Source organism: Neisseria sp. 27098_8_139, assembly GCF_041433195.1.
Taxonomy (GTDB): Bacteria; Pseudomonadota; Gammaproteobacteria; order Burkholderiales; family Neisseriaceae; genus Neisseria; species Neisseria subflava.
The window spans coordinates 155,090-176,728 of the sequence record NZ_JAPWBA010000001.1 but is presented as its reverse complement, the minus strand read 5'-3'; the positions used below and the strand labels follow the sequence as shown (position 1 = coordinate 176,728).

The window sequence follows — 21,639 nt, the reverse complement described above, 5'->3', positions numbered from 1 at the left end:
TTAGTTTTTTCCTGCAACAAAAGAGGCGGATTTTTCACCGGCAACACGGTATTTCAAAGGTTCGATAGGTGTGCCACCGTAATTGGCTTCCGAGCCGGCTGCAATACCGATCCAAACATTGTAGGGTGCGCCGCCTCTCAGACGTTGTTCGCTTCCGGCAGGAACGATACGGCTGAATACTACTTTTCCATCTTTGTCTGTAATAATCAGATTGCTTCGGTATTGGACTTTAATCCAAAGTTCGTCTTTCTCGACTTTGACGGCAGGTTTCTCTTCTTGTGCTACGGCAGAAGCCTCAGAAGCAGCTTGATCATTAGCCACTTCAGGCTTATTGGTAATTTCTTTTTTGCCGTCTTCCGTCATTTCGCTAACGGCAACATTATCCGTTTTTAAGGCGGGCGTTTTCATCGTATCAGCAACATCTTTGCTGTTTTGAATATTTGCCTGTTCGTTTTCAAAACTGGATTTGCTTTGCCAAAAGTAAACGCCGCCTACAGCCAAAGCCAGTGCGGCTATCCCCAATATCCATTTTGGGAAGCCTTGCTTTTCAGTGTCTTGATAGCTTAAGCTGGTGTTGGCACTGCGTGTTACCGCGTATACATGGTCTTCAAGTTGCGGAGTAATGGAGAGCAAATGTTTGGCGATGGTTTGTTCGTCGATTTTCAGAAATCGTGCATACGAACGCAGATAGCCTGAAACAAAGACTAAACCGGGAAAGCCTGAATATTCCCCTTTTTCCAAAGCATCAATTTGTTCGGCAGACAGTTTCAAACGTGAAGCAACATCTTGAATATCGATTTTGGCATCAGTTCTGTGTGTGCGTAATTCATCCCCCAATGTTTTGGCGGCTTGTGTGTCGTAGCTAATTTTATCGTTATTTTCCATTTAGTGGCCCGTTGTGACAGTTTGTAGTTCGTCTGAATAAGGGAAGTTTGCCCTAAGTTGGGCTTCGTATTCGTATGCGGCGTGTTTATTGCCCAAAGCAGTAGCCAAACGCCAGCCTAAGAGCAAATCGTCAGCCTGCAGGACCTCAACTTTGCTTTGGTATTGGCGGAAATAATAGTCGGCATCGTTCAGATTGCCTGCCATCATTTTGGTTCGGGCAAGTTCTTTGAAAGCAGGGAAAAATTGTGGATTCGCTGCTAAAGATCTTTCCAAATAGGCTTGCGCTAAAGAGTATTGGCCTAACCTTGCACTGCAAATGCCTTTATTCATGTTGGCAATAAAGGGGCTTGGGTAGGTTGGGTCGGCCAGTGCTTTGTCAAAATAAGCCAAAGAATCGGCTGGTGCATTCATTTGATTGCACAAGAACCAGCCGTAGTTGTTGTTGACTTCCGCGCTATCAGGTTTTAAAGACAATGCTTTAAGAAAGCTTTCCTGAGCTTTGTCCTTGACTTTCAAATACTGATAAATCTCGGCGCGTACCAACCAAGCAAGGTCATTTTTTGAATTGAACTTAAGCGCCTCTTCGATACTTTCAGTAGCTTGGCGGTAGTTTTGGCCGCGCATATATTCTACAGCCAGTTGGGTTTTGATATTAGAAACTTGAATGGCACGTTCTTTAGGGCTTGGACCGGAAGAGGAAGCGCAGGCTGAAAGAGTCAGTGCGGTAAGTAAAGCGAATCCGAACTTGATTTTCATAATTAACCTTATTGTTCGACCAAAATCTGTTGCCATTTTTGTTGGCGGCGTGTTTTATCTTGTACTTGTCCGGCCAGTTGTCCGCAAGCAGCGTCAATGTCGTCGCCGCGGGTTTTGCGGACAGTAACGACAAAGCCGGCTTGTTGCAGAATATCGCGGAAGACACGGATATTTTCATTGGTAGAACGTTCGTAGCCGGAATTTGGGAAAGGATTGAACGGAATCAGATTGAATTTGCATGGTACATCTTTAACCAATTCAATCAATTCACGCGCATGTTGTGCTTTATCGTTGATGCCGTCGAGCATAACGTATTCAAAGGTAATAAAGTCGCGGGGGGCTTTGACCAAATAACGTTGACAGGCCGCCATCAATTCTTTAAGCGGGTATTTTTTATTGAGTGGAACAATCTGATCGCGCACTTCATCGTTGGATGCGTGTAAAGACACGGCCAAAGCAACAGGCATTGCATCACGCAGTCTGTCCATTTGTGGAACCATACCCGAAGTGGAAACGGTTACGCGACGGCGGCTTAAGCCGTAGCCGTGATCATCCAGCATAATGCTCAAAGCGGTAACAACATTATCAAAGTTTGCCATGGGCTCGCCCATACCCATCATCACCACGTTGGAGATAACGCGTTCATTTTTAGGGGTAACGCCCATGGCTTTATTGGCCCACCAAAGCTGGCCGATGATTTCAGCGGCAGTCAGGTTGCGGTTGAAACCTTGTCGTCCGGTAGAGCAGAAGGTGCATTCCAATGCGCAACCTACTTGGGAAGAGATGCACAAAGTTCCGCGTTCGGCTTCGGGAATGAAGACGGTTTCTACACCGTTGCCCGTGCCGACATCCAGCAACCATTTGCGTGTGCCATCAGTAGATTCTTGTGCCATCATTAATTTAGGCACTTCGATTGTGGCTTGTTCATTTAACTTGGCACGCAATGATTTGGCCAAGTCAGTCATTTCTTCAAAGTTTTGTGCACCGGCTTGATGCATCCAACGCATTACCTGCTTGGCACGAAAAGGCTTTTCGCCCATTTCGGCAAAGTGTTGCGTCAGTCCGTTTAAATCATAATTCAGTAGATTGGTTTTCATGTATTTTTATGTTTCTCAGTAAAGCTTTTAAAGCAAAGGGGCTTATTGGGCAGCTTTGCTTTAATAGCCTTTGGATTTTCAGACGGCCTTTAATTTGTAGGACATACAAAGCAGTTTTGCCGTCCGATATAAATCGGACGGCCGTAAAGCGGCTACAGGCTTTTATTCTTAGCGTGGGCAGATTTCGCTTTGGCTGAAGAAGTAAGCAATTTCAATTGCAGCATTTTCAACACTGTCAGAACCATGTACGGCATTAACACTGACAGATTCTGCAAAGTCGGCACGGATTGTGCCAGGAGCTGCATCGGCTGGATTGGTTGCGCCCATCAATTCACGATTTTTGGCAACGGCGTTTTCACCTTCTAATACTTGAATCATGACAGGATTGCGAGTCATGAATTTAACCAAGTCTTCATAAAAAGGGCGGTCTTTGTGTACGGCATAAAATTCTTTTGCTTCACGCTCAGAGAGATGTTTCATTTTTGCCGCAATAATGCGCAAGCCGTTTTCTTCAAAGCGGCTGTAAATCTTGCCGATGACGTTTTTTTCTACTGCATTGGGTTTGATGATGGAAATCGTACGTTCTATGGCCATGTTATGTCCTTGTTTTTATTGAAAGATAAGTTGTCGTAGCCAAGAGGCGAGGGAAGTGTATTCTACCAAATTTCGCCCCTTTTTGGGAAAGGCATTATTTGCTTAAAGTCAGGTGCGGTTGTTCCAAATAGACTTCAGATTGCATTTCGATCATACGGCTGGCTGTACGGGTAAATTCTTCTGCAAAATCGCCTTCGACGTAAATATCATTTACGCTAACTGCGCTGGTAGCGCACAGCTTCACACGGAAATCGTATAAAACGTCAATTAACCATGTCAGACGGCGTGCTTCTGCTTTTTCTTGAGGGGTTAGGCGTTCTAATCCTGAAAGGAAAACCATCTCGTAATGTTCGGCTAAATACAAATAGTCAGCTTGTGAGCGAGGGCCAAAACATAATGCGCGGAAATCAAACCAGATGGCGCGTTCTGACTGGGCTTTATGAGGAATTTCCCGTCCATGAATAATGCTGATGCCTGGGTTTAATTCAGAGATTCCGCTCATTTCTTTAAATAAAGCAGCCAGTTTTTGCTCGTTTTCTTCATTATTGGGGACAAAGAAAATTTCGGCAGGACGCAACGTACGCAAGCGGTAATCTTCGCCGCCATCCACATTTAAAACAGTCAGGTTGGACTCGATAAGAGCGATGGTTGGCAGAAAGCTACTGCGGTTTTGGCCTTGAGGATAGAGTTCGGATGGGGCGTAGTTGGAAGTGGCTACCAAGACGACACCTTCACTCAACAGGTTTTCCAGCAAGCGACCCAAAATCATGGCATCGGCAATATCGCTGACGTGAAACTCGTCAAAACACAAAACTCGTGTTTCTTTGGAAATTTCTGTTGCAACGGCTTTTAAGGGATTGGCTTCGCTTTTCAAGACTTTAAGGCGCTGATGGATTTCGGCCATGAAGGCATGGAAATGCACGCGACGCTTGCGACGATAAGGGAGACAGCCGAAAAAAGCATCCATCAAGAAACTTTTACCACGTCCTACGCCGCCATAAAAATAGAGTCCTTTAGGTACTTGGGGGGAACGCAAGCTACGGCCGAGAAAACGGTTGCGTTTGCGTTTGAACATCATCAGCTCGGTCCACAAACGATCCAAATATTCAATGGCTCGCGCTTGGGCTTCGTCGCGGATAAAGTTAGGCTGTTCGGCTGCAGCTTGATACCAAGTCAATGGGCTGTGGTTTTCAAATGGAGGTGGTGTGAATAGTTGGTCTCTATTGCTCATGTGTAACCTTTATTATGTTTTGCTGGCGATAGTTGAAACATCATCCGCAATAGTTTGGACAGCAGTTGGAATGATGTTTTCATTACAGAATAGTCGGTCTATTATAAATGATTTCAGACGGCCTGCGTTTTTTGCAAAAGCATTGTAGTAAATATAGTTGAAAGAGTGTGCGATTAAGGTATGCGTGAAAAGAGCCGGCTTTGGTATTTCTTGAGAAAATAAAAAAACGCCGCATTTCTGCGGCGTTTTGCTACTAAGTATTAATGAGCACTTTCTTGCAATGCCAAGTCTACACGCTCACGCAACTCTTTACCCGGTTTGAAGTGAGGAACATGCTTTTCTGGCACTTCCACGCGTTCGCCAGTTTTTGGGTTGCGCCCGATACGGGCAGGGCGGTGGTTCAAATCGAAGCTGCCGAAGCCGCGGATTTCGATACGTTGTCCACGAGCCAGTGAGCGGGTCATGGTATCAACCAAGACTTTTACACTGTATTCGACATCTTTAGCCAGCAGTTGGTTGCCATTTTTCTCGGCAAACACTTCTGCGAGGCGAACCATCAATTCAGACTTCGTCATGTCTGCAACCTTATTCTTGGTCGCCGGACAGTTTGGCTTTCAGCAAGTCGCCCAGGCTGGTAGTACCGGCATTGGCAGTTGCAGCGGCGTTAACTGAATTCAGGGCTTCGCGGTTTTCTTTAGCGTCTTTAGCTTTAACAGACAGGCGGATGCTGCGGTTTTTGCGGTCGACGGTTACGATAACGGCTTCAACCTCATCACCTTCTTTCAGTTTGGTGGTCAGATCTTCAACGCGGTCAGCTGCGAATTCGGAAGCAGGCAGGTAGCCTTCTACTTCGTCAGACAGGGCAACAACGGCACCTTTGGCGTCAACAGATTTCACAGAACCTTTAACCAAAGAACCTTTGTCGTTTACGCTGATGAAGTTACCGAAAGGATCGCCTTCCAGTTGTTTGATGCCCAAAGAGATACGCTCTTTGTCAACGTCGATTGCCAATACAACGGCTTCAACTTCTTCGCCTTTTTTGTATTTGCGTACAGCTTCTTCGCCAGCTTCAGTCCAAGACAGGTCAGACAGGTGAACCAGACCGTCGATACCGCCGGGCAGGCCTACGAATACGCCGAAGTCAGTGATAGATTTAACCGCACCGGAGATTTTGTCGCCTTTATTGTGGTTGGCGGCAAATTCTTCCCAAGGATTGGCTTGGCATTGTTTCATACCCAAAGAGATACGGCGGCGGTCTTCGTCGATTTCCAGGATCATTACTTCAACTTCGTCACCCAGTTGAACAACTTTGCTTGGGTGTACGTTTTTGTTGGTCCAATCCATTTCGGAAACGTGTACCAAACCTTCGATGCCTTGCTCGATTTCAACGAATGCACCGTAGTCGGTCAGGTTGGATACTTTACCGAACAGGCGGGTACCTTGTGGGTAACGACGGGTCAGGCCGCTCCAAGGATCTTCGCCCAGTTGTTTCATACCCAGAGAAACGCGTTGTTTGTCTTGGTCGAATTTCAGGACTTTGGCTTCTACTTCTTGACCAACTTCCAAAACTTCGCTTGGGTGTTTCACACGGCGCCATGCTAAGTCGGTGATGTGCAACAGACCGTCGATGCCGCCCAAGTCAACGAATGCACCGTAATCGGTGATGTTTTTAACGATACCTTTGATAACTGAACCTTCTTGCAGGTTTTCCAGCAAGGCTTTGCGTTCTTCGCCCAAAGTAGCTTCCAGAACAGCGCGGCGGGATACAACAACGTTGTTGCGTTTTTTGTCCAGTTTGATCACTTTGAATTCAATTTCTTTGCCTTCGAAGTGAGAAGTGTCTTTTACAGGACGTACGTCAACCAAAGAACCCGGCAGGAATGCGCGGATGCTGTTGATCATAACGGTCAGACCGCCTTTGACTTTGCCATTGATAACGCCGGACAGGATGTCGCCGTTTTCCATCGCTTCTTCCAAAGCGATCCAGTCGGCAGCACGTTTGGCTTTTTCGCGGGACAGTTTGGTTTCGCCGAAGCCGTTTTCAACAGATTCGATGGTAACGGTAACGAAATCGCCAACTTTAACTTCAATCTCGCCCTGAGCGTTTTTGAATTCAGCAACATCAATCAGAGATTCTGATTTCAGACCTGCGTTAACGGTAACGAAGTTTTGATCGATGCCGACTACTTCGGCAGTAATCACTTCACCTGGGTTCATCTCTTGCAGGGTAAAGCTTTCTTCCAGCAGCTGGGCAAAATTTTCCATAGTCATATATACTCTTTTCGGTACACCGCCAAGGGGTGCGGGTTAGGTTTGAAATGACCTGCCGTCCTTGGCGCGGCAGGTTGGGAAATGTTTTCAGACGGCCTTGTTATAGGGTTAACAGGCCGTCTGAAATGAAAACTTCGCGATTATACTCCAAATTTTAAACTTTATGATACCAATCAAGCACTTTTTTTACAGCTTCTTCGATAGAAAGGTTATTAGTATCTAAAAGCAGGGCGTCGGGCAGCTGTTTCAACGGAGCAATAGGGCGGCGGCGGTCTGCTTCGTCGCGCGCTTCAATGTCCGACAAAATACGCTCGAATGCAACGCCTTCGCATGGGATACCGAGTTGTTTGGCACGACGTTGGGCGCGGACATTGGCACTTGCGGTCAGGAAAATTTTTAATGCGGCATCAGGGAAAATAACCGAGCCGATATCGCGGCCGTCGGCGACCAAGCCTTTTTCAGTTAGGAAGTCGCGTTGGCGTTGCAAAAGGGCGGCACGCACTTTAGGCAACTGTGCGACGGCAGATGCGCCCATGCCGATCGCTTCGGTACGGATTTGCTCGGATACATCTTCGCCGTTTAATAATACGGCGCTGCCTTCAAATTGTGCGGGCAAGGTTTCTGCCAGTGTGCTGACGGCATCTTCATCTGTCCAGGCAACATTTTGTTTTTGTGCGTAAAGTGCGGTCAGGCGGTAAAGCGCACCGGAGTCGAGGTAAAGAAAACCCAAGGCTTCGGCTACGCGTGAGGCAACCGTCCCTTTACCGGATGCGCTGGGGCCGTCGATGGCAATGACTTTTTGCTTGAGGCTCATGTGTTCTCCTGAATGCGATAGGTATTTGAATTAACCGTTTATTATACGTTGCTTTGGCCGTCTGAAAGCGAAAATTTTTGTGTGATTTAGATTTGAGGGAAAAGTGGCTCGGCCTTATCGGGTATAATGGCCAAAATCATAATTTAACCGCTTTGTCTGATTGTTCGGGCCGTCTGAAATAACGGGTCGGGAACGGTCTTAGAATTTAGAAACATTATGTTACAAACTGATAATCTTACTTCTGCACAACCTCAGCGCATTATCACTGCTCAAAATATTTCCGCTCAGGAAGAATTGCTTGAACGCGCTTTACGTCCGAAAACTTTAGACGACTATATCGGGCAGGATAAAGCAAAAGAGCAGTTGGCCATTTTTATTCAGGCAGCGAAAAAACGTGGTGAAGCGCTTGACCACACTTTGCTGTTTGGCCCTCCGGGTTTGGGCAAAACTACTTTGGCGCACATTATCGCCAAAGAGTTAGGCGTTAATTTGCGCCAAACCAGCGGCCCGGTTTTGGAACGTGCCGGCGACCTTGCAGCCTTGTTGACCAATCTCGAGCCGCATGATGTGCTGTTTATCGATGAAATCCACCGTTTAAGTCCTGTGGTTGAAGAAATCCTTTATCCCGCGCTTGAAGATTATCAGTTGGACATCATGATAGGCGAAGGACCGGCCGCGCGTTCGGTTAAAATCGATTTGCCGCCGTTTACATTGGTAGGCGCGACGACCCGTGCCGGTATGCTGACCAATCCGTTGCGCGACCGTTTCGGTATCGTATCCCGATTGGAGTTTTATCAGAATAAAGATTTGGCAACTATTGTTGCCCGTTCTGCACAGTTGTTGCAGTTGGATATGGGCGACGAGGGCGCAATGGAAGTGGCCAAGCGCAGCCGCGGTACGCCACGTATTGCCAACCGCCTTTTGCGACGTGTGCGCGATTATGCCGATGTGAAAAACAACGGCGTCATTGATGCGGAAATTGCCAATGCAGCCTTGAGTATGCTGGATGTGGACGGGCAAGGTTTGGATGTGATGGATAGGAAATTCCTTGAGGCGATTCTGCACAAATTCAGCGGTGGTCCTGTCGGTTTGGAAAATGTGGCTGCTGCAATTGGCGAATCGACCGATACCATCGAAGATGTGATTGAGCCTTATCTGATTCAGCAGGGCTTTTTGCAACGTACACCGCGCGGACGCGTAGCAACCGAACGAGCCTATCTGCATTTCGGCTTGAAGGTTCAAGAATAATAATGAAGGCCGTCTGAAAACCGCTTTCAGACGGCCTGATACTTTCAATTTCATATGATTGTCGGCAAATATCTGCCGATAATCGGTTAAAATGTCTCCCTTTTCTTTTTTGAAGTTTCCCCATGAATATCTTATCCGTAGAAAATGCTTCTTTTGCCGTCGGCCACGTCGCCTTGCTCGACAAAACTTCTTTTCAACTCGACAGCGGCGAGAAAATCGGTTTAATCGGCCGTAACGGTGCGGGTAAGTCTTCGTTTTTAAAAATCCTCGCCGGCGTACAAAAGCTCGACGATGGGCAGATTATTGTTCAAAACAACCTCAAAATCGTTTATGTACCGCAGGAATCCTTTTTTGATAAGGACGCAACCGTATTTGATACCGTTGCCGAAGGTTTGGGCGAAATTCGCGATTTATTGCGCCGTTATCATCATGTCGGCCATGAGTTGGAAAATGGTTCGAGTGAGATTTTGTTGAAAGAGCTCAACGAATTGCAACTTGAAATCGAAGCGAAGGACGGCTGGAAACTGGATGCGGCAGTCAAGCAGACTTTGGGGGAACTCGGTTTGCCGGAAAACGAAAAAATCGGCAATCTTTCCGGCGGTCAGAAAAAGCGCGTCGCCTTGGCGCAGGCTTGGGTGCAAAAGCCCGACGTATTGCTGCTGGACGAGCCGACCAACCATTTGGACATTGACGCGATTATTTGGCTGGAAAATCTGCTTAAAGCGTTTGAAGGCAGCTTGGTTGTGATTACCCACGACCGCCGTTTTTTGGATAATATCGCTACGCGCATCGTCGAACTAGACCGCGGCATTCTGCGCTCCTATCCCGGCTCGTTCTCTAAATATAGCGAGAAAAAAGCGCAGGAATTAGCGGTTGAAGCGGAACATAACCGCCTGTTTGACAAATTCCACGCGCAGGAAGAAGCGTGGATACGCAAAGGCATTGAAGCGCGCCGTACCCGTAATGAAGGCCGCGTGCGCCGTTTGGAAGAGCTGCGCCGCCAGCGCGCCGAACGCCGCAATGTACAAGGGCAGGTCAACTTCAAGCTCGACAGCGGCGAGAAAAGTGGCAAAATCATCGCCGAATTGGAACACGCTTCGTTTGCCTATGGCGACAAAGTCATCATGGACAAATTCTCCGCCATTTTGCAGCGCGGCGACAAAATCGGCTTAATCGGTCCAAACGGTATCGGTAAAACCACCTTCCTCAAGCTGATTTTGGGTGAATTGCAGCCGACCTACGGCAGAATCCGCATCGGCAGCAAGCAGGAAGTTGCCTATTTCGACCAGTTCCGCAGCGCGTTGAATGAAAATGATACTGTGTTTTACACGCTCGGACAGGGCAATGATTACGTTGAAGTCGGCGGTAAGAAAAAGCATGTGATGAGCTATTTGGAAGATTTCCTGTTTCATCCGGCTCGCGCACAAAGTCCTGTTTCATCGCTCTCAGGCGGCGAACGCAACCGCCTTTTGCTGGCAAAACTCTTTACCCGTCCCGCCAATATTTTGGTCTTGGACGAACCAACCAACGACTTAGACATCGACACCCAAGAGCTGCTCGAAGACTTACTGCGTGATTATCAAGGCACGGTATTCCTTGTCTCGCATGACCGTATGTTCTTGGATAATGTGATTACCCAAAGCATTGTTTTTGAAGGACAAGGCCGTCTGAAAGAATACATCGGCGGCTATCAAGACTATATTGACGCAAAATCGCGGGAAGATAAAATTCAGACGGCCTCTGCGCCTAAAGCGGTTGCCGAACCTGAAAAAATTAAACCCAAAGCCAACCGCACAGTCAAACTTTCCTATAAAGAACAGCGCGAACTCGATGCCCTGCCTGATGAAATCGCCGCTTTGGAAACCGAGCAGGCTGAAATCAATGCCCAGCTTTCCGATCCTGAAATTTTCAAAGATTACGAAAAAGCAGGTGCATTGCAAAGCAGGGCTGAAGAAATCGAGATGTCGCTTTTGGAAAAACTGGAACGCTGGGAATGGCTGGAAGCGAAACAAAATGGCGAAGCGGTTTAAATTGGGAATTTTGTCCCAAAGTAGGGCAGATATTTTTCTAAATCATGCCGTCTGAACCCCGAATATTCAAAAACAAGGTCTACAACCAACATGAAAAAAGTCGAGAAAAACGTATTGGTGCTGCATAGCGCTAAGGAAATGTTTGAGCTGGTGGACAAAGTTGAGGACTATCCAAAATTTTTGCCGTGGTACAGCAAGACCGAAGTCATCGAACGCAAAGGCAATGAGCTAAAAGCGCGCCTGTTTATGGACTATATGCGCGTCAAACAGTCATTTGCGACGCACAACCACAATATCCCGGGGCAGGAAATCCGCATGGATTTGCTCGAAGGGCCGTTTAAAACCTTGCGCGGCACTTGGAAATTTATCGATTTGGGCGATGATATGTGTAAAGTCGAATTCAGATTAGAATACGATTTTTCCAATGCCGTACTTTCTGCCATGATTTCCCCGGTGTTCGGCCATCTCGCTGGCACGCTGGTGGATGCTTTTATTAAAGAGGCCGACCGCCGCTATGCTTGAGATTGAAATTGTTTACGGACTGGCCGACAGGCAAGTGTTGAAGAGCATGACCGTTGCAGAAGGTACAACCGTACGCGAAGCTACCTTGAAAAGCGGATTGGAGGTGGAGTTCCCAGAGTTGGATTTACAGCAAGCACCTTTGGGTATTTTCGGCAAGGCAGTGAAAGACGAGACTGTATTGCGCGATGGCGATCGGATTGAGGTTTATCGTCCATTATTGATTGATCCTAAAGAAGCGAGACGTAAACGTGCAGGGCAAGAATAAATCAAAGGCCGTCTGAAACTTTTTCAGACGGCCTGTCAAACTGAAAGAACAGTAATGAGCTTGAAAATTAAATTAATCGTTGGTTTGGGCAATCCAGGCCAAGAATACGAACAAACGCGCCATAATGTCGGCTTTTGGCTGTTGGACGAACTAGCGTGGAAATGGAAAGTCAATTTTAAAGACGAAAAGAAATTTTACGGCGAAGTAGCGCGCACCACTACGCCTGATGGCGATGTTTGGCTACTCAAACCCATGACCTTTATGAACCGCTCCGGTCAGGCAGTAGCCGCTTTGGCTCAATTTTACAAAATCAAGCCGGAGGAAATCTTAGTGGTTCATGACGAGCTGGATATTCCATGCGGCCGTATCAAATTCAAACTTGGCGGCGGCAACGGCGGACACAACGGCCTCAAAGACATTCAGACTCGTTTGGGTACGCCTAATTTCTACCGCCTGCGCTTAGGTATTGATCATCCGGGCGACCGTAATCTGGTTGTCGGTTATGTGTTGAATAAACCGTCGGCGGAACACAGACAGCAAATTGATGATTCCATTGCCAAATCCCTGCAAGGATTGCCGGCCGTGTTAAATGGCGAATGGGAAGAGGCAACACGTTTTTTACACAGTAAGTAAGCGTACCCGAATCAAACGGGCAACCTTGCGCATCATGTTCAGACGGCCTGAAAACAGACGGTGCAGTCTGACTAGTGATAAACCAATCAAAGAAACAGTAAATATGAGCGAACTGACTAGCCTTATGCAGACCGAAGCCCCAGGCATTGTTGGCGAAACATTAGACTTCTGCCTTTACGAATGCAGTATTGAAGATGCCCCGGATGCAGAAGAAGTGGCACAATGGCGTGATATTTTGAAGGCGCGTGGTGGAAAATTTGTCCGCTTGGCAGACATCTGTCAAACATGGCTGGATGAAGAGGCAGACAAATGAAAGCCTTACCATTAAACAAATTTACTGCCGCTGCCTTGATCTGGTTTGCCGCCGCCATTTATGCCTTACTTTTCAAAGAGGGCGGCAATAGCGCTCCACCATTTCCCCATTTTGATAAAGTCGGCCATTTCGGACTTTTCTTCGGTCAGGCATGGCTGTGCGCAAAAATATTTATTCAAGAGAATAGGGAAATACCCTATAAAGGCATTCTGTTTGCCGCTTTATTGTTTGCAGTAGGAAGTGAGTTAGCTCAGGCATTTCTGACTGCTACGCGGCAAGGTTCGATTGCGGACGGCATTGCCGATATGGCAGGTACGGCTGCGGCGCTGTGGTTTGCAGAAAAAGTAAAAACAGCAAAAAGTTAGATATATTTAAAGAAGTTAAAAGGCCGTCTGAAATCCTGAGAAACAGGTTTCAGACGGCCTTTTGTTACTTGATATTTGAAGCAATGATTGCTTCATGATAAGAATTAGAATGTTACGCGTACGCCGGCAGATACTTCGTGGGAATGGAGCTTAACGTTATTGATCTTGCTCCAGTGGTTATAGCGATAGCCTGCATCCAAGGCAACGTTTTGTATTTTCTTGTCGTAAATTAAGCAAATCTAAAAATGTTTTAACTGTTGTAAAAAAGCACTTATAAAAAACACTGTAACAAGTCGTTTAAGAACAAACGGCCTTGTTCTGTCGGGCGGAATACGATCGGGTCTGATTCAAGCAGGCCTTTTTGTCTGGCGGTTTCGATTTGTGCCATGATTTTTGCAGTGGGTACGCCGGTACGTTCCTGCAGCATTGAGGCAGGTACGCCGTTGGTTAGACGTAGGGCATTCATCATGAACTCGAATGGAAGGTCTTCGTCAGCAACGGTTTTGCGTTCGACTGCTTCATGCGGATTGCTCTGCATGGCGGCAAGATAGTCGTTGGGATGACGACGGCGGACGGTACGCTCGATACGGTCGGGATAGGAAATTTTGCCGTGTGCACCCGCGCCTATGCCCAAGTAATCGCCGAACTGCCAGTAGTTCAAATTATGGCGGCACTGCATATTAGCTTTTGCAAAAGCCGATGTTTCATAGTGAATAAAGCCTGCTCCTTCCAATTCGCCATGTACGGCATCTTCAATATCCAATGCTGCTTCATCTTGCGGCAATCCTTTGGGCGGCGTATGACCGAAAGGCGTGTTCGGTTCCATTGTCAGATGATATGCGCTGATATGAGATACGCCTGTTGCAATAGCGGTTTGCACATCGTTTAAGGCCGTCTGAACGGTTTGGTTTGGCAGGGCATACATCAAATCGATATTGACTTTGTCAAATAATTTCAATGCAGTATCAATGGCTGTCAGGGCTTCTTTGCCATTGTGAACGCGTCCCAATCGAGCAAGCATATCGTCGTTAAAACTTTGCACACCGATAGACAGACGCGTAATGCCTGCGTCTTTAAACCCTTGAAACTTCTCAATTTCAAATGTGCCCGGATTGGCTTCTAAAGTAATTTCCGCTTCGGGTTGCAAGCGCACTAATGAACGCACGCCACTTAACAAGCGGTCAATCGATTTCGCTTGAAACAGGCTGGGTGTACCGCCGCCGAAAAATATAGTTTCCACCGGTCTGCCCCAAATATTGGGCAATTCAAGCTGCAAGTCGGTTAATAGGGCATCGATATAGGCGTCTTCCGGCAGGCCGTTTTTCAGGCTGTGGGAATTGAAGTCGCAATATGGACATTTTTTGATGCACCAAGGAATGTGGATATAGAGTGATAAAGGAGGTAGGGCGGTTAGCTGGCCGGGGCGTTGGAAGGTGATTTGGGTCATGGTATGTGTTGAGGCTCAAGGCCGTCTGAAATTTTTAGGCCGTTATTTTAACTGAAATGTCGGCTGGGAAAGTAATCAGTAGGAAATATGCGAAGGCTAAGCGCTCAAAAATGCTTCAATTTCTTCTTCTGATAATTTGGAATTGCAGACGGATTTTATTTTGCCTTGAGAGATATTGAGTAATGCGGGAACAGTTTTGATGCCGTATTGTTCACGAAAAGTTTTTAAAGCTGCTTTGTTGCTGCTGTCTGTAAAGCGGATGGTAAGCTGCTTGTTTAAGGAAACGGTAGACAGTTTTGCAACAAAACGGCGACAGTATGAACAGCTTGGTTTGCCTAAAAAGACGATAGCAGTTTCTTGACTGTCAATGAGTTGCAGAAGTTCGTCAGGTGTGGTTGGGATGAAGGCAGCAACGTGTTTTGCAAAGGCTGCCAATTCTTCAGGTGTGGGCTTGGGCATGGGAATGAATGTGAGATAGGCCGTCTGAAGGTTTCAGACGGCCTGTTGTTTTTATGTAGTTAAAGTCTTTTGCGCATCCAAGATGAGAGTTTGGGTGCACCGAATAGCAGGAAAATGCCGATAAAAAGCTGCGCGATGTTGGTAAGTATACCGGCTTGGTTTTGTGCGCCGAGGTCCGCCCAAACGGATGTATGTGTATCGATAGCAATAGACTGTACAAAAAGATAGAGAGAGAACTGGTAAATTAGGTCGGGGATAGCTTGGAAAACAGTATATATGCCTATTAATACAATACCGGTCGTCAGCCATGGTGCAGGGTGTTTTGGGGCTTCCTGTACGGTTTGCAGATGTTCGGGCAACAGGCGGTTGGCAATGGCGGCAGGGAAACACCATAGCAGCAGCCATGCAATTAGATACAAGCCGTAGAGCATCAGTACGGATGAGATTTGTTTACTGTCATACATGCTTTCTGTCTGTACGAATATGGTCGCGATGCTGCCAAGTGTTTGTACGATACCGATTAAAACGACCAAGCGGATGGCGACAATCAAGATTTGCTTAGGGGACATGGATTTCTTCCATTATTTGTTGGATTTGGAACATCTAAAAAACGTTTCAGGTTTTCAGACGGCCTGCTATCGATTTATAAGGTTTCGATTTTTCTTAACAATTCACGCAATGCTTGGGCGCGGTGGCTTTCAGCATTTTTGATTTCAGGATCAAGCTCGGCGGCGGTGCAACCGTGTTCGGCCAGATAGAAATGTGGGTCGTAGCCGAAGCCGTTGGTGCCTGCGGCTTCTGCCTGCCATTGCCCGCGCCAGATGCCTTCTGCGATGATGGGCTGCGGGTCATTTTCGTGGCGGACGAGGACGAGTACGCAGACGTAGTAGCAGCTTTTGTCGTCTTTATCGGCAAGATCGGCAGAGAGTTTGGCGTTGTTTGCGGCATCGGATTTGGGGCTTTCGCCTGCATAACGTGCGGAGAAAATGCCGGGTGCGCCGTTTAAGGCATTGGTGCAGATACCGGAGTCGTCGGCAAGTGCCGGTAAACCGCTGTATTTGGCGGCATGACGTGCTTTAGCCAGGGCATTTTCAACAAAGGTATGGTACGGCTCGGGACATTCGGGCGTATTGAATTGTGATTGCGGCAGGACTTCGATGTTTAAGTCGGCAAAGAGGCGGGAAAATTCTTTGAGTTTGCCTGCGTTGCCACTGGCAAGGACGATTTTTTCAAACATGGTTTTTCCTTAATGGTTTTCGGTTTGCTGCATACGAGCCATTTGTGCGCGTGCTTTGTGGCGGATGTAAAGGGCAAGGCTGCCGATTTGGGCAAAAACGGCGGCAAAGGCAAACAGAAAGGCGGCAACGGCGAATTGTTTGCTGTGAATGCTCAGAAGATAAGCGCCCAACAAAATCAGTACGATAAACATCAGGGTAAACAGGGCGGTCAGGAGCAGATAGGCTTTTTGTCGGGTCATGGCAACTTGGGTAAGAGGGAAAAATGTTCTGATTATAACGTCAGATTGGGAATTTGAAACCATGCCGTATTCATTAAAAAGGCCGTCTGAATATTTCAGACGGCCTTAAGTCGAATAACGGATTAACGCAATTCTGTGTGCAGGCGGCTCAACAATGTGGAGGCATCGCTGCCTTTGTATGGGCTGCCGTCTTTGTTCAACAGATGGAGGCGTGCGCCATTGTTGATAGGCTCAACATACACGATGATTTCAGGATAAGTTTTTGGCGCTTCTGCTTTGCCTTTGCCAAATACGCGTTTGAACAGGCCCGGTTTTTTATTGGCAACTGCTTCGCCTTCGGTTGGCGCTTGTTGAACCAAGAAAGCGCGGCGTTCGGCATTTTGACCGATAACTGTCAGGCCGATGCGGTCAAGCGCAAGGGCGGTACGACGCCAGTTGCGGCCGTAATCGCCTGCCAGCAACAAAGTGCCATTGTCCACACGCGCCAATTCAGAAGCATTGCTGCGGGCGGCAACGCTTTGGGTCAGAGCCTGTTCGGCTTGCTGGCCGTCAACGCCCAAATATTGCATAAAGCGGGCGAGGAATGCAGCTTCGAGATTAGGGTCGTTTTCACCCGGCTGCCACATCGTAGTGTCTTTTTTACGGTCGGCATAAACTTCTTTCATGCCTTTGTGGGCGAAGAAGATGTCGGTCGAACCGTTTTTGCCTTGTTCGATGCGGATGATGAACTTGTCGCGTTCGCTAGTAGAGTAGATGCCACCCAAGCCGACTTTATCCAACAGGCGGCGCAGGCTGTCTTGAGGGATTTTGGCTCGGTTTTCTGCCCACTCGGTTTCCATTTGACCGATGGCCGGTTCTTCAGATTTTATGTCGAAACCGTTTTCTTGCCAGAACACTTTCAGCAACGGCCAAATTTCGCGAGGCGATTTACCATCGACAACCAACCAGCGTTGGTTGCCATCACGCTCAAGGCGTACGCCTTTAACAGATTTCAAAACTTCTGCATTGGCAGGTTGTTGTACGGCTTGAGTGCGGCGTTTGTTGAAGTCGCTGGCGCGGACGGCGCCGCTGCCTGCCGGTAATTGATAGAGGTTGCCTTGGTCTGGGTTGTTCAAATCAGGTGGTACTTCCAGTTTGACCAAGCGGTGTGATTGACTTTGATAGTCGAGTTTGGGTTGTTCTTTTTTGCTGCCGGAACAGGCAGTCATGCTAATCAGGGCGAGGGCTACTACGATGGGTTTGATATAGGTCATCTTGTTTTCCTGTGGATGAAGTTCTTAACAGGGAGGCCGTCTGAAAAGGGTGTTTGGGATTCAGACGGCCTTATTTCCGGATCAGATTTGTCCTGATTTTTCCAGAGCGGCTCGGACTTTGGCTTGACCGGCTTCGGTCAGTGCTACCAAAGGCAGACGAACATGGGGTTCGCATTTGCCCAATAAGCTCAGGCCCCATTTGGGCGCGGATGGGCTGGGCTCGCAGAACATGGTGTTATAAATTGGGATAAGTTGCTCGTTTAGACGACGGGCGGTCGCAATATCGCCCTCAAGGGCGGCTCGGCACATGTCGGCAAAGAGTTTCGGTGCAACGTTGGCTGCAACGGTTACCACGCCATGACCGCCACACAGCATGAAAGGCAGGCCGGTAGGGTCATCGCCGGAGAACACGGCAAAACCTTCAGGAACGCTGTTGATCAATTCGATGTTGTTGCCGATATTGCCGCTGGCTTCTTTCACACCGACGATATTCGGAATCTCGGCCAAACGCAAAATAGTGTCGTTGCTCATGCTCACGACGGTACGGCCGGGAACATTATAGATAATCATCGGAATCGAAGTGGCTTCGGCGATGGCTTTGAAATGTTGGTAAATGCCTTCTTGCGAAGGTTTGTTGTAGTAGGGAACAACAGATAAGGTATAGTCCGCACCGGCTTGTTCGGCGGCTTTGGAAAGGGCGATGGCTTCGACAGTATTGTTGGCGCCTGTGCCAGCGATAACGGGAACGCGCTTGTTGACGTGTTTGACAGTGGCTTCAATAACGGCCAAATGTTCTTCAACAGGCAGGGTGGCTGACTCGCCGGTGGTGCCGACTGCAACGATGCCGTCGGTGCCGTTTTCAATATGCCAGTCAATTAAGTCATGAAGTTGTTCGTAGTTGATGCTGCCGTCTTGATTCATCGGGGTAATCAGGGCAACCAGACTGCCTTTTAACATACGGAAACCTTTTAATTTTATGGTGTAGGTGAATTATGCAGTGGATTGTAGCTTACTTTGTTGTTTGTGTGAAACATATCCGCTAAGCGGCTTTGCTGTTTAATGGTGACTTGTCATTATCTTAATGAATAATACATTTTTAAATCATTGGTTTGTTTGTTTTAAGATGGAAAAATGATGTCAAGAATTAAAATGTGTTAAGGCGGTTTGAGGCCGTCTGAAAACGATTGGGCGGAACTTTCAGACGGCCTGATGGTTTTGAATTTGCTGATACATTTCAAATTGGTTAAAATACGCATCTTAATATTTTTTAACGATTCTTGAGAGAAGGTTCAACATGGCCGGAATGACTGAAAAACAAGCGGAACCGCTTGATTTGGTTTATGGTTTGGAAGATAAGCCGCCGTTTGGTAATGCGTTGTTGAGTGCGGTTACGCACCTTCTGGCGATTTTTGTCCCGATGATTACTCCGGCATTGATTGTCGGCGGGGCGTTGGAGCTGCCGGTTGAAATGACGGCTTATTTGGTGTCGATGGCGATGGTGGCTTCAGGTGTCGGCACTTATTTGCAGGTCAACCGTTTCGGGCCGGTCGGTTCGGGTATGTTGTCGATTCAGTCGGTCAACTTCTCTTTTGTTACCGTGATGATTGCGCTCGGTACCGGTATGAAAGAGGGCGGCTTGACTAAAGATGTGATGATTTCAACGCTCTTGGGCGTGTCCTTTGTCGGCGCGTTTTTGGTGTGCTTCTCCGCTTGGCTTTTGCCTTATCTGAAAAAAGTGATTACGCCGACTGTAAGCGGCGTGGTCGTCATGTTGATCGGCTTGAGCTTGGTGCATGTCGGCATTACTGACTTTGGCGGCGGCTTCGGTGCGAAAGCAGACGGTACGTTCGGTTCGATGGAAAACTTAGGTCTGGCATCGCTGGTGTTGCTGATTGTATTGGTTTTCAACTGCTTGAAAAACCCATTGCTGCGTATGAGCGGCATCGCGGTGGGTTTGATTGTCGGTTATATTGTTGCGCTGTTTTTGGGCAAAGTAGATTTTTCCGCCCTGCAAAACCTGCCGCTGATTACCCTGCCTGTTCCGTTTAAATATGGTTTCGCATTTGATTGGCACGCGTTTATCGTTGCCGGTGCGATTTTCTTGTTGAGCGTATTTGAGGCAGTTGGCGATTTGACCGCGACTGCGATGGTCTCCGAGCAGCCGATTGAGGGTGAGGAATACACCAAACGTCTGCGCGGCGGCGTATTGGCAGATGGTTTGGTGTCTGTGATTGCGACTGCGTTGGGCTCTTTGCCTTTGACTACTTTTGCGCAAAACAACGGCGTGATTCAAATGACCGGCGTGGCTTCGCGCCATGTGGGCAAATATATTGCGGCGATTTTGGTATTGTTGGGCTTGTTCCCTGTTATCGGCCGCGCGTTTACCACGATTCCGAGTCCGGTTTTGGGTGGTGCGATGGTGTTGATGTTCGGCCTGATTGCGATTGCAGGCGTGCGGATTTTGGTCAGCCACGGTATTCGCCGTCGTGAAGCGGTCATCGCGGCTACTTCTGTCGGTTTGGGTTTAGGCGTGGCGTTTGAACCGGAAGTGTTCAAAAACCTGCCGGTATTGTTCCAAAATTCAATTTCTGCCGGCGGTATTATGGCGGTATTGTTGAACTTGGTGTTGCCGGAAGACAAAACCGATAAAGCGGTTAAGGTTGAAACCGACAGTTTGGATCACTAAGCAAGCTTTGTTCAAAGGCCGTCTGAAGTTTCAGACGGCCTTTGGTTTTTCAGCTATAATATTGTTTTTATTTGTTATCCGAGTGGTTCGGATAGCTCTACCCGGAAAGGTTTTATATGACGGTTTATTCACTTTTTATCACTTGTCCTCGCGGTTTGGAAGCACCTTTGACGCAGGAACTTGAAAACATGGCATGTCAGGATATCCGCGCTGTTGACGGCGGTGTGGCATGTAAAGGCACGATGGAGCAGGTGTATCGCATCAACCTGCATTCGCGCGTTGCCAGCCGTGTTTTGCTGCGCTTGACCAAAGGCGGTTATCGCAACGAACACGATATCTACAAACTGGCACGAAATCTGCATTGGACAGGTTGGTTTAAGCTGGAGCAGACCTTTAAAGTCAAAGTTGAAGGCAAGCGCGCCAATGTGAAAAGCCTGGATTTTGTCGGTTTAAAGATCAAAGATGCCGTCTGCGATGCCTTCCGGGATATTTATGATGCGCGTCCGAGCGTGGGCAAAATCAACCCCGATATCCGCATTCATGCCTTTATCGATGAGCGCAATGTGGAAATCTTTATCGATACTTCCGGCGAAGCACTCTTCAAACGCGGCTATCGTCAGGATACAGGCGAAGCGCCATTGAGGGAAAATTTGGCGGCAGGTTTGCTGCTTTTGGCAGGCTATGACGGTACGCAGCCTTTCCAAGACCCGTTTTGCGGCAGTGGCACGATTGCCATTGAGGCTGCATGGATTGCGACACACCGTGCGCCGGGCTTGATGCGCCGTTTCGGTTTTGAAAAACTGCAAAACTTCGACAAAGAAAAATGGCAAGCCCTGCGCCGTGAAGCTGAAAAACAAATCAAACCGGCCGCCGCGCCCATTTCCGGCAGCGACAACGACCGTTATATGATTCGTGCCGCATTGGCCAATGCCCAAGCCGCCGAAGTGGATAATTTCATCCGCTTTGACGTGCAAGATGTGCAGGCTGCGCGACCAAACGGCGAACACGGCATTATGATTTCCAATCCGCCTTATGGCGTGCGCCTTGCCGAAATTCAGGCTTTACAGGCGCTTTATCCTCAACTGGGCACATGGTTGAAACAGCATTACGCAGGCTGGCTTGCCGGAATGTTGACCGGCGATCGAGATATGCCGAAATTTATGCGCCTTTCTCCGAAGCGTAAGATTCCGCTGTTTAATGGCAACTTGGATTGCCGATTGTTTTTGATGGATATGGTTAAAGGCTCGAATCGGGGGTAAAACCTGAAATTAAGGCCGTCTGAAAGATGATTTC

At 47.9% G+C, this 21,639-nt stretch carries 24 protein-coding genes and 1 pseudogene; 9 read left to right on the top strand and 16 right to left on the bottom strand.

Annotated elements, in window-relative coordinates; genetic code table 11:
- From O3660_RS00890 to cmk, 8 genes are all read right to left on the bottom strand, one after another.
- Entirely contained in the window at positions 1–885 is an 885-nt protein-coding gene (locus O3660_RS00890) for a RodZ domain-containing protein (RefSeq protein WP_049351559.1), read from the bottom strand.
- Complete coding sequence (gene pilW, locus O3660_RS00885; RefSeq protein WP_049351560.1) at positions 886–1,641, bottom strand: type IV pilus biogenesis/stability protein PilW; 756 nt, start codon at positions 1,639–1,641, stop codon at positions 886–888.
- Positions 1,642–1,649: 8 nt separating this feature from the next.
- Positions 1,650–2,738: a 23S rRNA (adenine(2503)-C(2))-methyltransferase RlmN gene (gene rlmN, locus O3660_RS00880; RefSeq protein WP_003683577.1), complete on the bottom strand. Its 1,089-nt coding sequence runs from the start codon at positions 2,736–2,738 to the stop codon at positions 1,650–1,652.
- 168 nt (positions 2,739–2,906) lie between these two features.
- On the bottom strand, positions 2,907–3,332 hold the full coding sequence (gene ndk, locus O3660_RS00875; protein ID WP_049329641.1) for a nucleoside-diphosphate kinase: 426 nt from the start codon (positions 3,330–3,332) through the stop codon (positions 2,907–2,909).
- 94 nt (positions 3,333–3,426) lie between these two features.
- Complete coding sequence (zapE, locus tag O3660_RS00870) at positions 3,427–4,563, bottom strand: cell division protein ZapE (RefSeq protein WP_049351561.1); 1,137 nt, start codon at positions 4,561–4,563, stop codon at positions 3,427–3,429.
- Positions 4,564–4,823: 260 nt separating this feature from the next.
- On the bottom strand, positions 4,824–5,138 hold the full coding sequence (locus O3660_RS00865; protein WP_003678992.1) for an integration host factor subunit beta: 315 nt from the start codon (positions 5,136–5,138) through the stop codon (positions 4,824–4,826).
- A 10-nt stretch (positions 5,139–5,148) separates the two neighbouring features.
- Positions 5,149–6,834 carry a 30S ribosomal protein S1 gene (rpsA, locus tag O3660_RS00860; protein WP_152333218.1) on the bottom strand — a complete coding sequence of 562 codons (1,686 nt, stop codon included), beginning with the start codon at positions 6,832–6,834 and terminating at the stop codon, positions 5,149–5,151.
- Positions 6,835–6,988: 154 nt separating this feature from the next.
- Positions 6,989–7,648 (bottom strand): (d)CMP kinase, encoded by a 660-nt coding sequence (cmk, locus tag O3660_RS00855; RefSeq protein ID WP_049351562.1) that lies wholly within the window; start codon positions 7,646–7,648, stop codon positions 6,989–6,991.
- Between the two features lie 216 nt (positions 7,649–7,864).
- Between cmk and ruvB the strand changes: the two genes are divergently transcribed.
- From ruvB to O3660_RS00820, 7 genes are all read left to right on the top strand, one after another.
- Positions 7,865–8,896, top strand: coding sequence for a Holliday junction branch migration DNA helicase RuvB (ruvB, locus tag O3660_RS00850; protein ID WP_003683680.1), 1,032 nt, complete (start codon positions 7,865–7,867; stop codon positions 8,894–8,896).
- Positions 8,897–9,018: 122 nt separating this feature from the next.
- Positions 9,019–10,926 (top strand): ATP-binding cassette domain-containing protein, encoded by a 1,908-nt coding sequence (locus O3660_RS00845; protein ID WP_049329637.1) that lies wholly within the window; start codon positions 9,019–9,021, stop codon positions 10,924–10,926.
- 90 nt (positions 10,927–11,016) lie between these two features.
- Positions 11,017–11,448, top strand: a complete 432-nt coding sequence (locus tag O3660_RS00840) for a type II toxin-antitoxin system RatA family toxin (protein ID WP_003683270.1) — start codon at positions 11,017–11,019, stop codon at positions 11,446–11,448.
- Positions 11,441–11,713, top strand: coding sequence for an RnfH family protein (locus O3660_RS00835; RefSeq protein ID WP_049351563.1), 273 nt, complete (start codon positions 11,441–11,443; stop codon positions 11,711–11,713). Before O3660_RS00840 ends, O3660_RS00835 begins: the two co-directional genes overlap by 8 nt.
- A 54-nt stretch (positions 11,714–11,767) precedes the next feature.
- Positions 11,768–12,346, top strand: coding sequence for an aminoacyl-tRNA hydrolase (gene pth, locus O3660_RS00830; protein WP_049351564.1), 579 nt, complete (start codon positions 11,768–11,770; stop codon positions 12,344–12,346).
- Positions 12,347–12,449: 103 nt separating this feature from the next.
- Positions 12,450–12,659 carry a hypothetical protein gene (locus tag O3660_RS00825; RefSeq protein ID WP_036472378.1) on the top strand — a complete coding sequence of 70 codons (210 nt, stop codon included), beginning with the start codon at positions 12,450–12,452 and terminating at the stop codon, positions 12,657–12,659.
- Positions 12,656–13,024, top strand: a complete 369-nt coding sequence (locus O3660_RS00820) for a VanZ family protein (RefSeq protein WP_049351565.1) — start codon at positions 12,656–12,658, stop codon at positions 13,022–13,024. Before O3660_RS00825 ends, O3660_RS00820 begins: the two co-directional genes overlap by 4 nt.
- 104 nt (positions 13,025–13,128) lie before the next feature.
- Here the strand turns inward: O3660_RS00820 and O3660_RS00815 are convergent.
- From O3660_RS00815 to dapA, 8 genes and pseudogenes are all read right to left on the bottom strand, one after another.
- Positions 13,129–13,236 (bottom strand): annotated as a pseudogene (locus tag O3660_RS00815) (opacity family porin); the annotation flags it as partial.
- A 59-nt stretch (positions 13,237–13,295) separates the two neighbouring features.
- A complete protein-coding gene (gene hemW / locus O3660_RS00810) occupies positions 13,296–14,471 on the bottom strand; it encodes a radical SAM family heme chaperone HemW (protein WP_049351566.1) in 1,176 nt (391 codons plus the stop codon).
- A gap of 96 nt (positions 14,472–14,567) precedes the next feature.
- On the bottom strand, positions 14,568–14,906 hold the full coding sequence (locus tag O3660_RS00805; protein WP_318250565.1) for a thioredoxin family protein: 339 nt from the start codon (positions 14,904–14,906) through the stop codon (positions 14,568–14,570).
- Positions 14,907–14,989: 83 nt separating this feature from the next.
- Positions 14,990–15,499 (bottom strand): hypothetical protein, encoded by a 510-nt coding sequence (locus O3660_RS00800; RefSeq protein WP_049351568.1) that lies wholly within the window; start codon positions 15,497–15,499, stop codon positions 14,990–14,992.
- A 74-nt stretch (positions 15,500–15,573) separates the two neighbouring features.
- Positions 15,574–16,167 (bottom strand): RdgB/HAM1 family non-canonical purine NTP pyrophosphatase, encoded by a 594-nt coding sequence (gene rdgB, locus O3660_RS00795; RefSeq protein ID WP_049358175.1) that lies wholly within the window; start codon positions 16,165–16,167, stop codon positions 15,574–15,576.
- Positions 16,168–16,176: 9 nt separating this feature from the next.
- Positions 16,177–16,407, bottom strand: coding sequence for an NGO_0222 family membrane protein (locus O3660_RS00790; RefSeq protein ID WP_003679018.1), 231 nt, complete (start codon positions 16,405–16,407; stop codon positions 16,177–16,179).
- A 122-nt stretch (positions 16,408–16,529) separates the two neighbouring features.
- A complete protein-coding gene (gene bamC, locus O3660_RS00785; protein ID WP_371464511.1) occupies positions 16,530–17,615 on the bottom strand; it encodes an outer membrane protein assembly factor BamC in 1,086 nt (361 codons plus the stop codon).
- Between the two features lie 126 nt (positions 17,616–17,741).
- Positions 17,742–18,617: a 4-hydroxy-tetrahydrodipicolinate synthase gene (dapA, locus tag O3660_RS00780; RefSeq protein ID WP_371464444.1), complete on the bottom strand. Its 876-nt coding sequence runs from the start codon at positions 18,615–18,617 to the stop codon at positions 17,742–17,744.
- A 337-nt stretch (positions 18,618–18,954) separates the two neighbouring features.
- On the opposite strand from dapA, the gene O3660_RS00775 reads away from it, so the two are divergent.
- On the top strand, positions 18,955–20,346 hold the full coding sequence (locus O3660_RS00775) for a nucleobase:cation symporter-2 family protein (protein ID WP_070460825.1): 1,392 nt from the start codon (positions 18,955–18,957) through the stop codon (positions 20,344–20,346).
- Between the two features lie 116 nt (positions 20,347–20,462).
- Positions 20,463–21,605 carry a class I SAM-dependent RNA methyltransferase gene (locus tag O3660_RS00770; RefSeq protein WP_371464443.1) on the top strand — a complete coding sequence of 381 codons (1,143 nt, stop codon included), beginning with the start codon at positions 20,463–20,465 and terminating at the stop codon, positions 21,603–21,605.
- The last annotated feature ends 34 nt before the right edge of the window (positions 21,606–21,639 follow it).

Excerpts from the sequence above, each read along its gene's own strand:
- O3660_RS00820 (WP_049351565.1), top strand. The coding sequence starts at position 12,656 with ATGAAAGCCTTACCATTAAACAAATTTACTGCCGCTGCCTTGATCTGG.
- O3660_RS00840 (WP_003683270.1), top strand. The coding sequence starts at position 11,017 with ATGAAAAAAGTCGAGAAAAACGTATTGGTGCTGCATAGCGCTAAGGAA.
- zapE (WP_049351561.1), bottom strand. The coding sequence starts at position 4,563 with ATGAGCAATAGAGACCAACTATTCACACCACCTCCATTTGAAAACCAC.
- O3660_RS00845 (WP_049329637.1), top strand. The coding sequence starts at position 9,019 with ATGAATATCTTATCCGTAGAAAATGCTTCTTTTGCCGTCGGCCACGTC.
- rdgB (WP_049358175.1), bottom strand. The coding sequence starts at position 16,167 with ATGTTTGAAAAAATCGTCCTTGCCAGTGGCAACGCAGGCAAACTCAAA.
- O3660_RS00890 (WP_049351559.1), bottom strand. The coding sequence starts at position 885 with ATGGAAAATAACGATAAAATTAGCTACGACACACAAGCCGCCAAAACA.
- ruvB (WP_003683680.1), top strand. The coding sequence starts at position 7,865 with ATGTTACAAACTGATAATCTTACTTCTGCACAACCTCAGCGCATTATC.
- O3660_RS00835 (WP_049351563.1), top strand. The coding sequence starts at position 11,441 with ATGCTTGAGATTGAAATTGTTTACGGACTGGCCGACAGGCAAGTGTTG.
- rlmN (WP_003683577.1), bottom strand. The coding sequence starts at position 2,738 with ATGAAAACCAATCTACTGAATTATGATTTAAACGGACTGACGCAACAC.
- O3660_RS00775 (WP_070460825.1), top strand. The coding sequence starts at position 18,955 with ATGGCCGGAATGACTGAAAAACAAGCGGAACCGCTTGATTTGGTTTAT.
- ndk (WP_049329641.1), bottom strand. The coding sequence starts at position 3,332 with ATGGCCATAGAACGTACGATTTCCATCATCAAACCCAATGCAGTAGAA.
- cmk (WP_049351562.1), bottom strand. The coding sequence starts at position 7,648 with ATGAGCCTCAAGCAAAAAGTCATTGCCATCGACGGCCCCAGCGCATCC.
- hemW (WP_049351566.1), bottom strand. The coding sequence starts at position 14,471 with ATGACCCAAATCACCTTCCAACGCCCCGGCCAGCTAACCGCCCTACCT.
- O3660_RS00865 (WP_003678992.1), bottom strand. The coding sequence starts at position 5,138 with ATGACGAAGTCTGAATTGATGGTTCGCCTCGCAGAAGTGTTTGCCGAG.
- rpsA (WP_152333218.1), bottom strand. The coding sequence starts at position 6,834 with ATGACTATGGAAAATTTTGCCCAGCTGCTGGAAGAAAGCTTTACCCTG.
- O3660_RS00790 (WP_003679018.1), bottom strand. The coding sequence starts at position 16,407 with ATGACCCGACAAAAAGCCTATCTGCTCCTGACCGCCCTGTTTACCCTG.
- dapA (WP_371464444.1), bottom strand. The coding sequence starts at position 18,617 with ATGTTAAAAGGCAGTCTGGTTGCCCTGATTACCCCGATGAATCAAGAC.
- O3660_RS00825 (WP_036472378.1), top strand. The coding sequence starts at position 12,450 with ATGAGCGAACTGACTAGCCTTATGCAGACCGAAGCCCCAGGCATTGTT.
- pth (WP_049351564.1), top strand. The coding sequence starts at position 11,768 with ATGAGCTTGAAAATTAAATTAATCGTTGGTTTGGGCAATCCAGGCCAA.
- O3660_RS00800 (WP_049351568.1), bottom strand. The coding sequence starts at position 15,499 with ATGTCCCCTAAGCAAATCTTGATTGTCGCCATCCGCTTGGTCGTTTTA.
- bamC (WP_371464511.1), bottom strand. The coding sequence starts at position 17,615 with ATGACTGCCTGTTCCGGCAGCAAAAAAGAACAACCCAAACTCGACTAT.
- O3660_RS00770 (WP_371464443.1), top strand. The coding sequence starts at position 20,463 with ATGACGGTTTATTCACTTTTTATCACTTGTCCTCGCGGTTTGGAAGCA.
- pilW (WP_049351560.1), bottom strand. The coding sequence starts at position 1,641 with ATGAAAATCAAGTTCGGATTCGCTTTACTTACCGCACTGACTCTTTCA.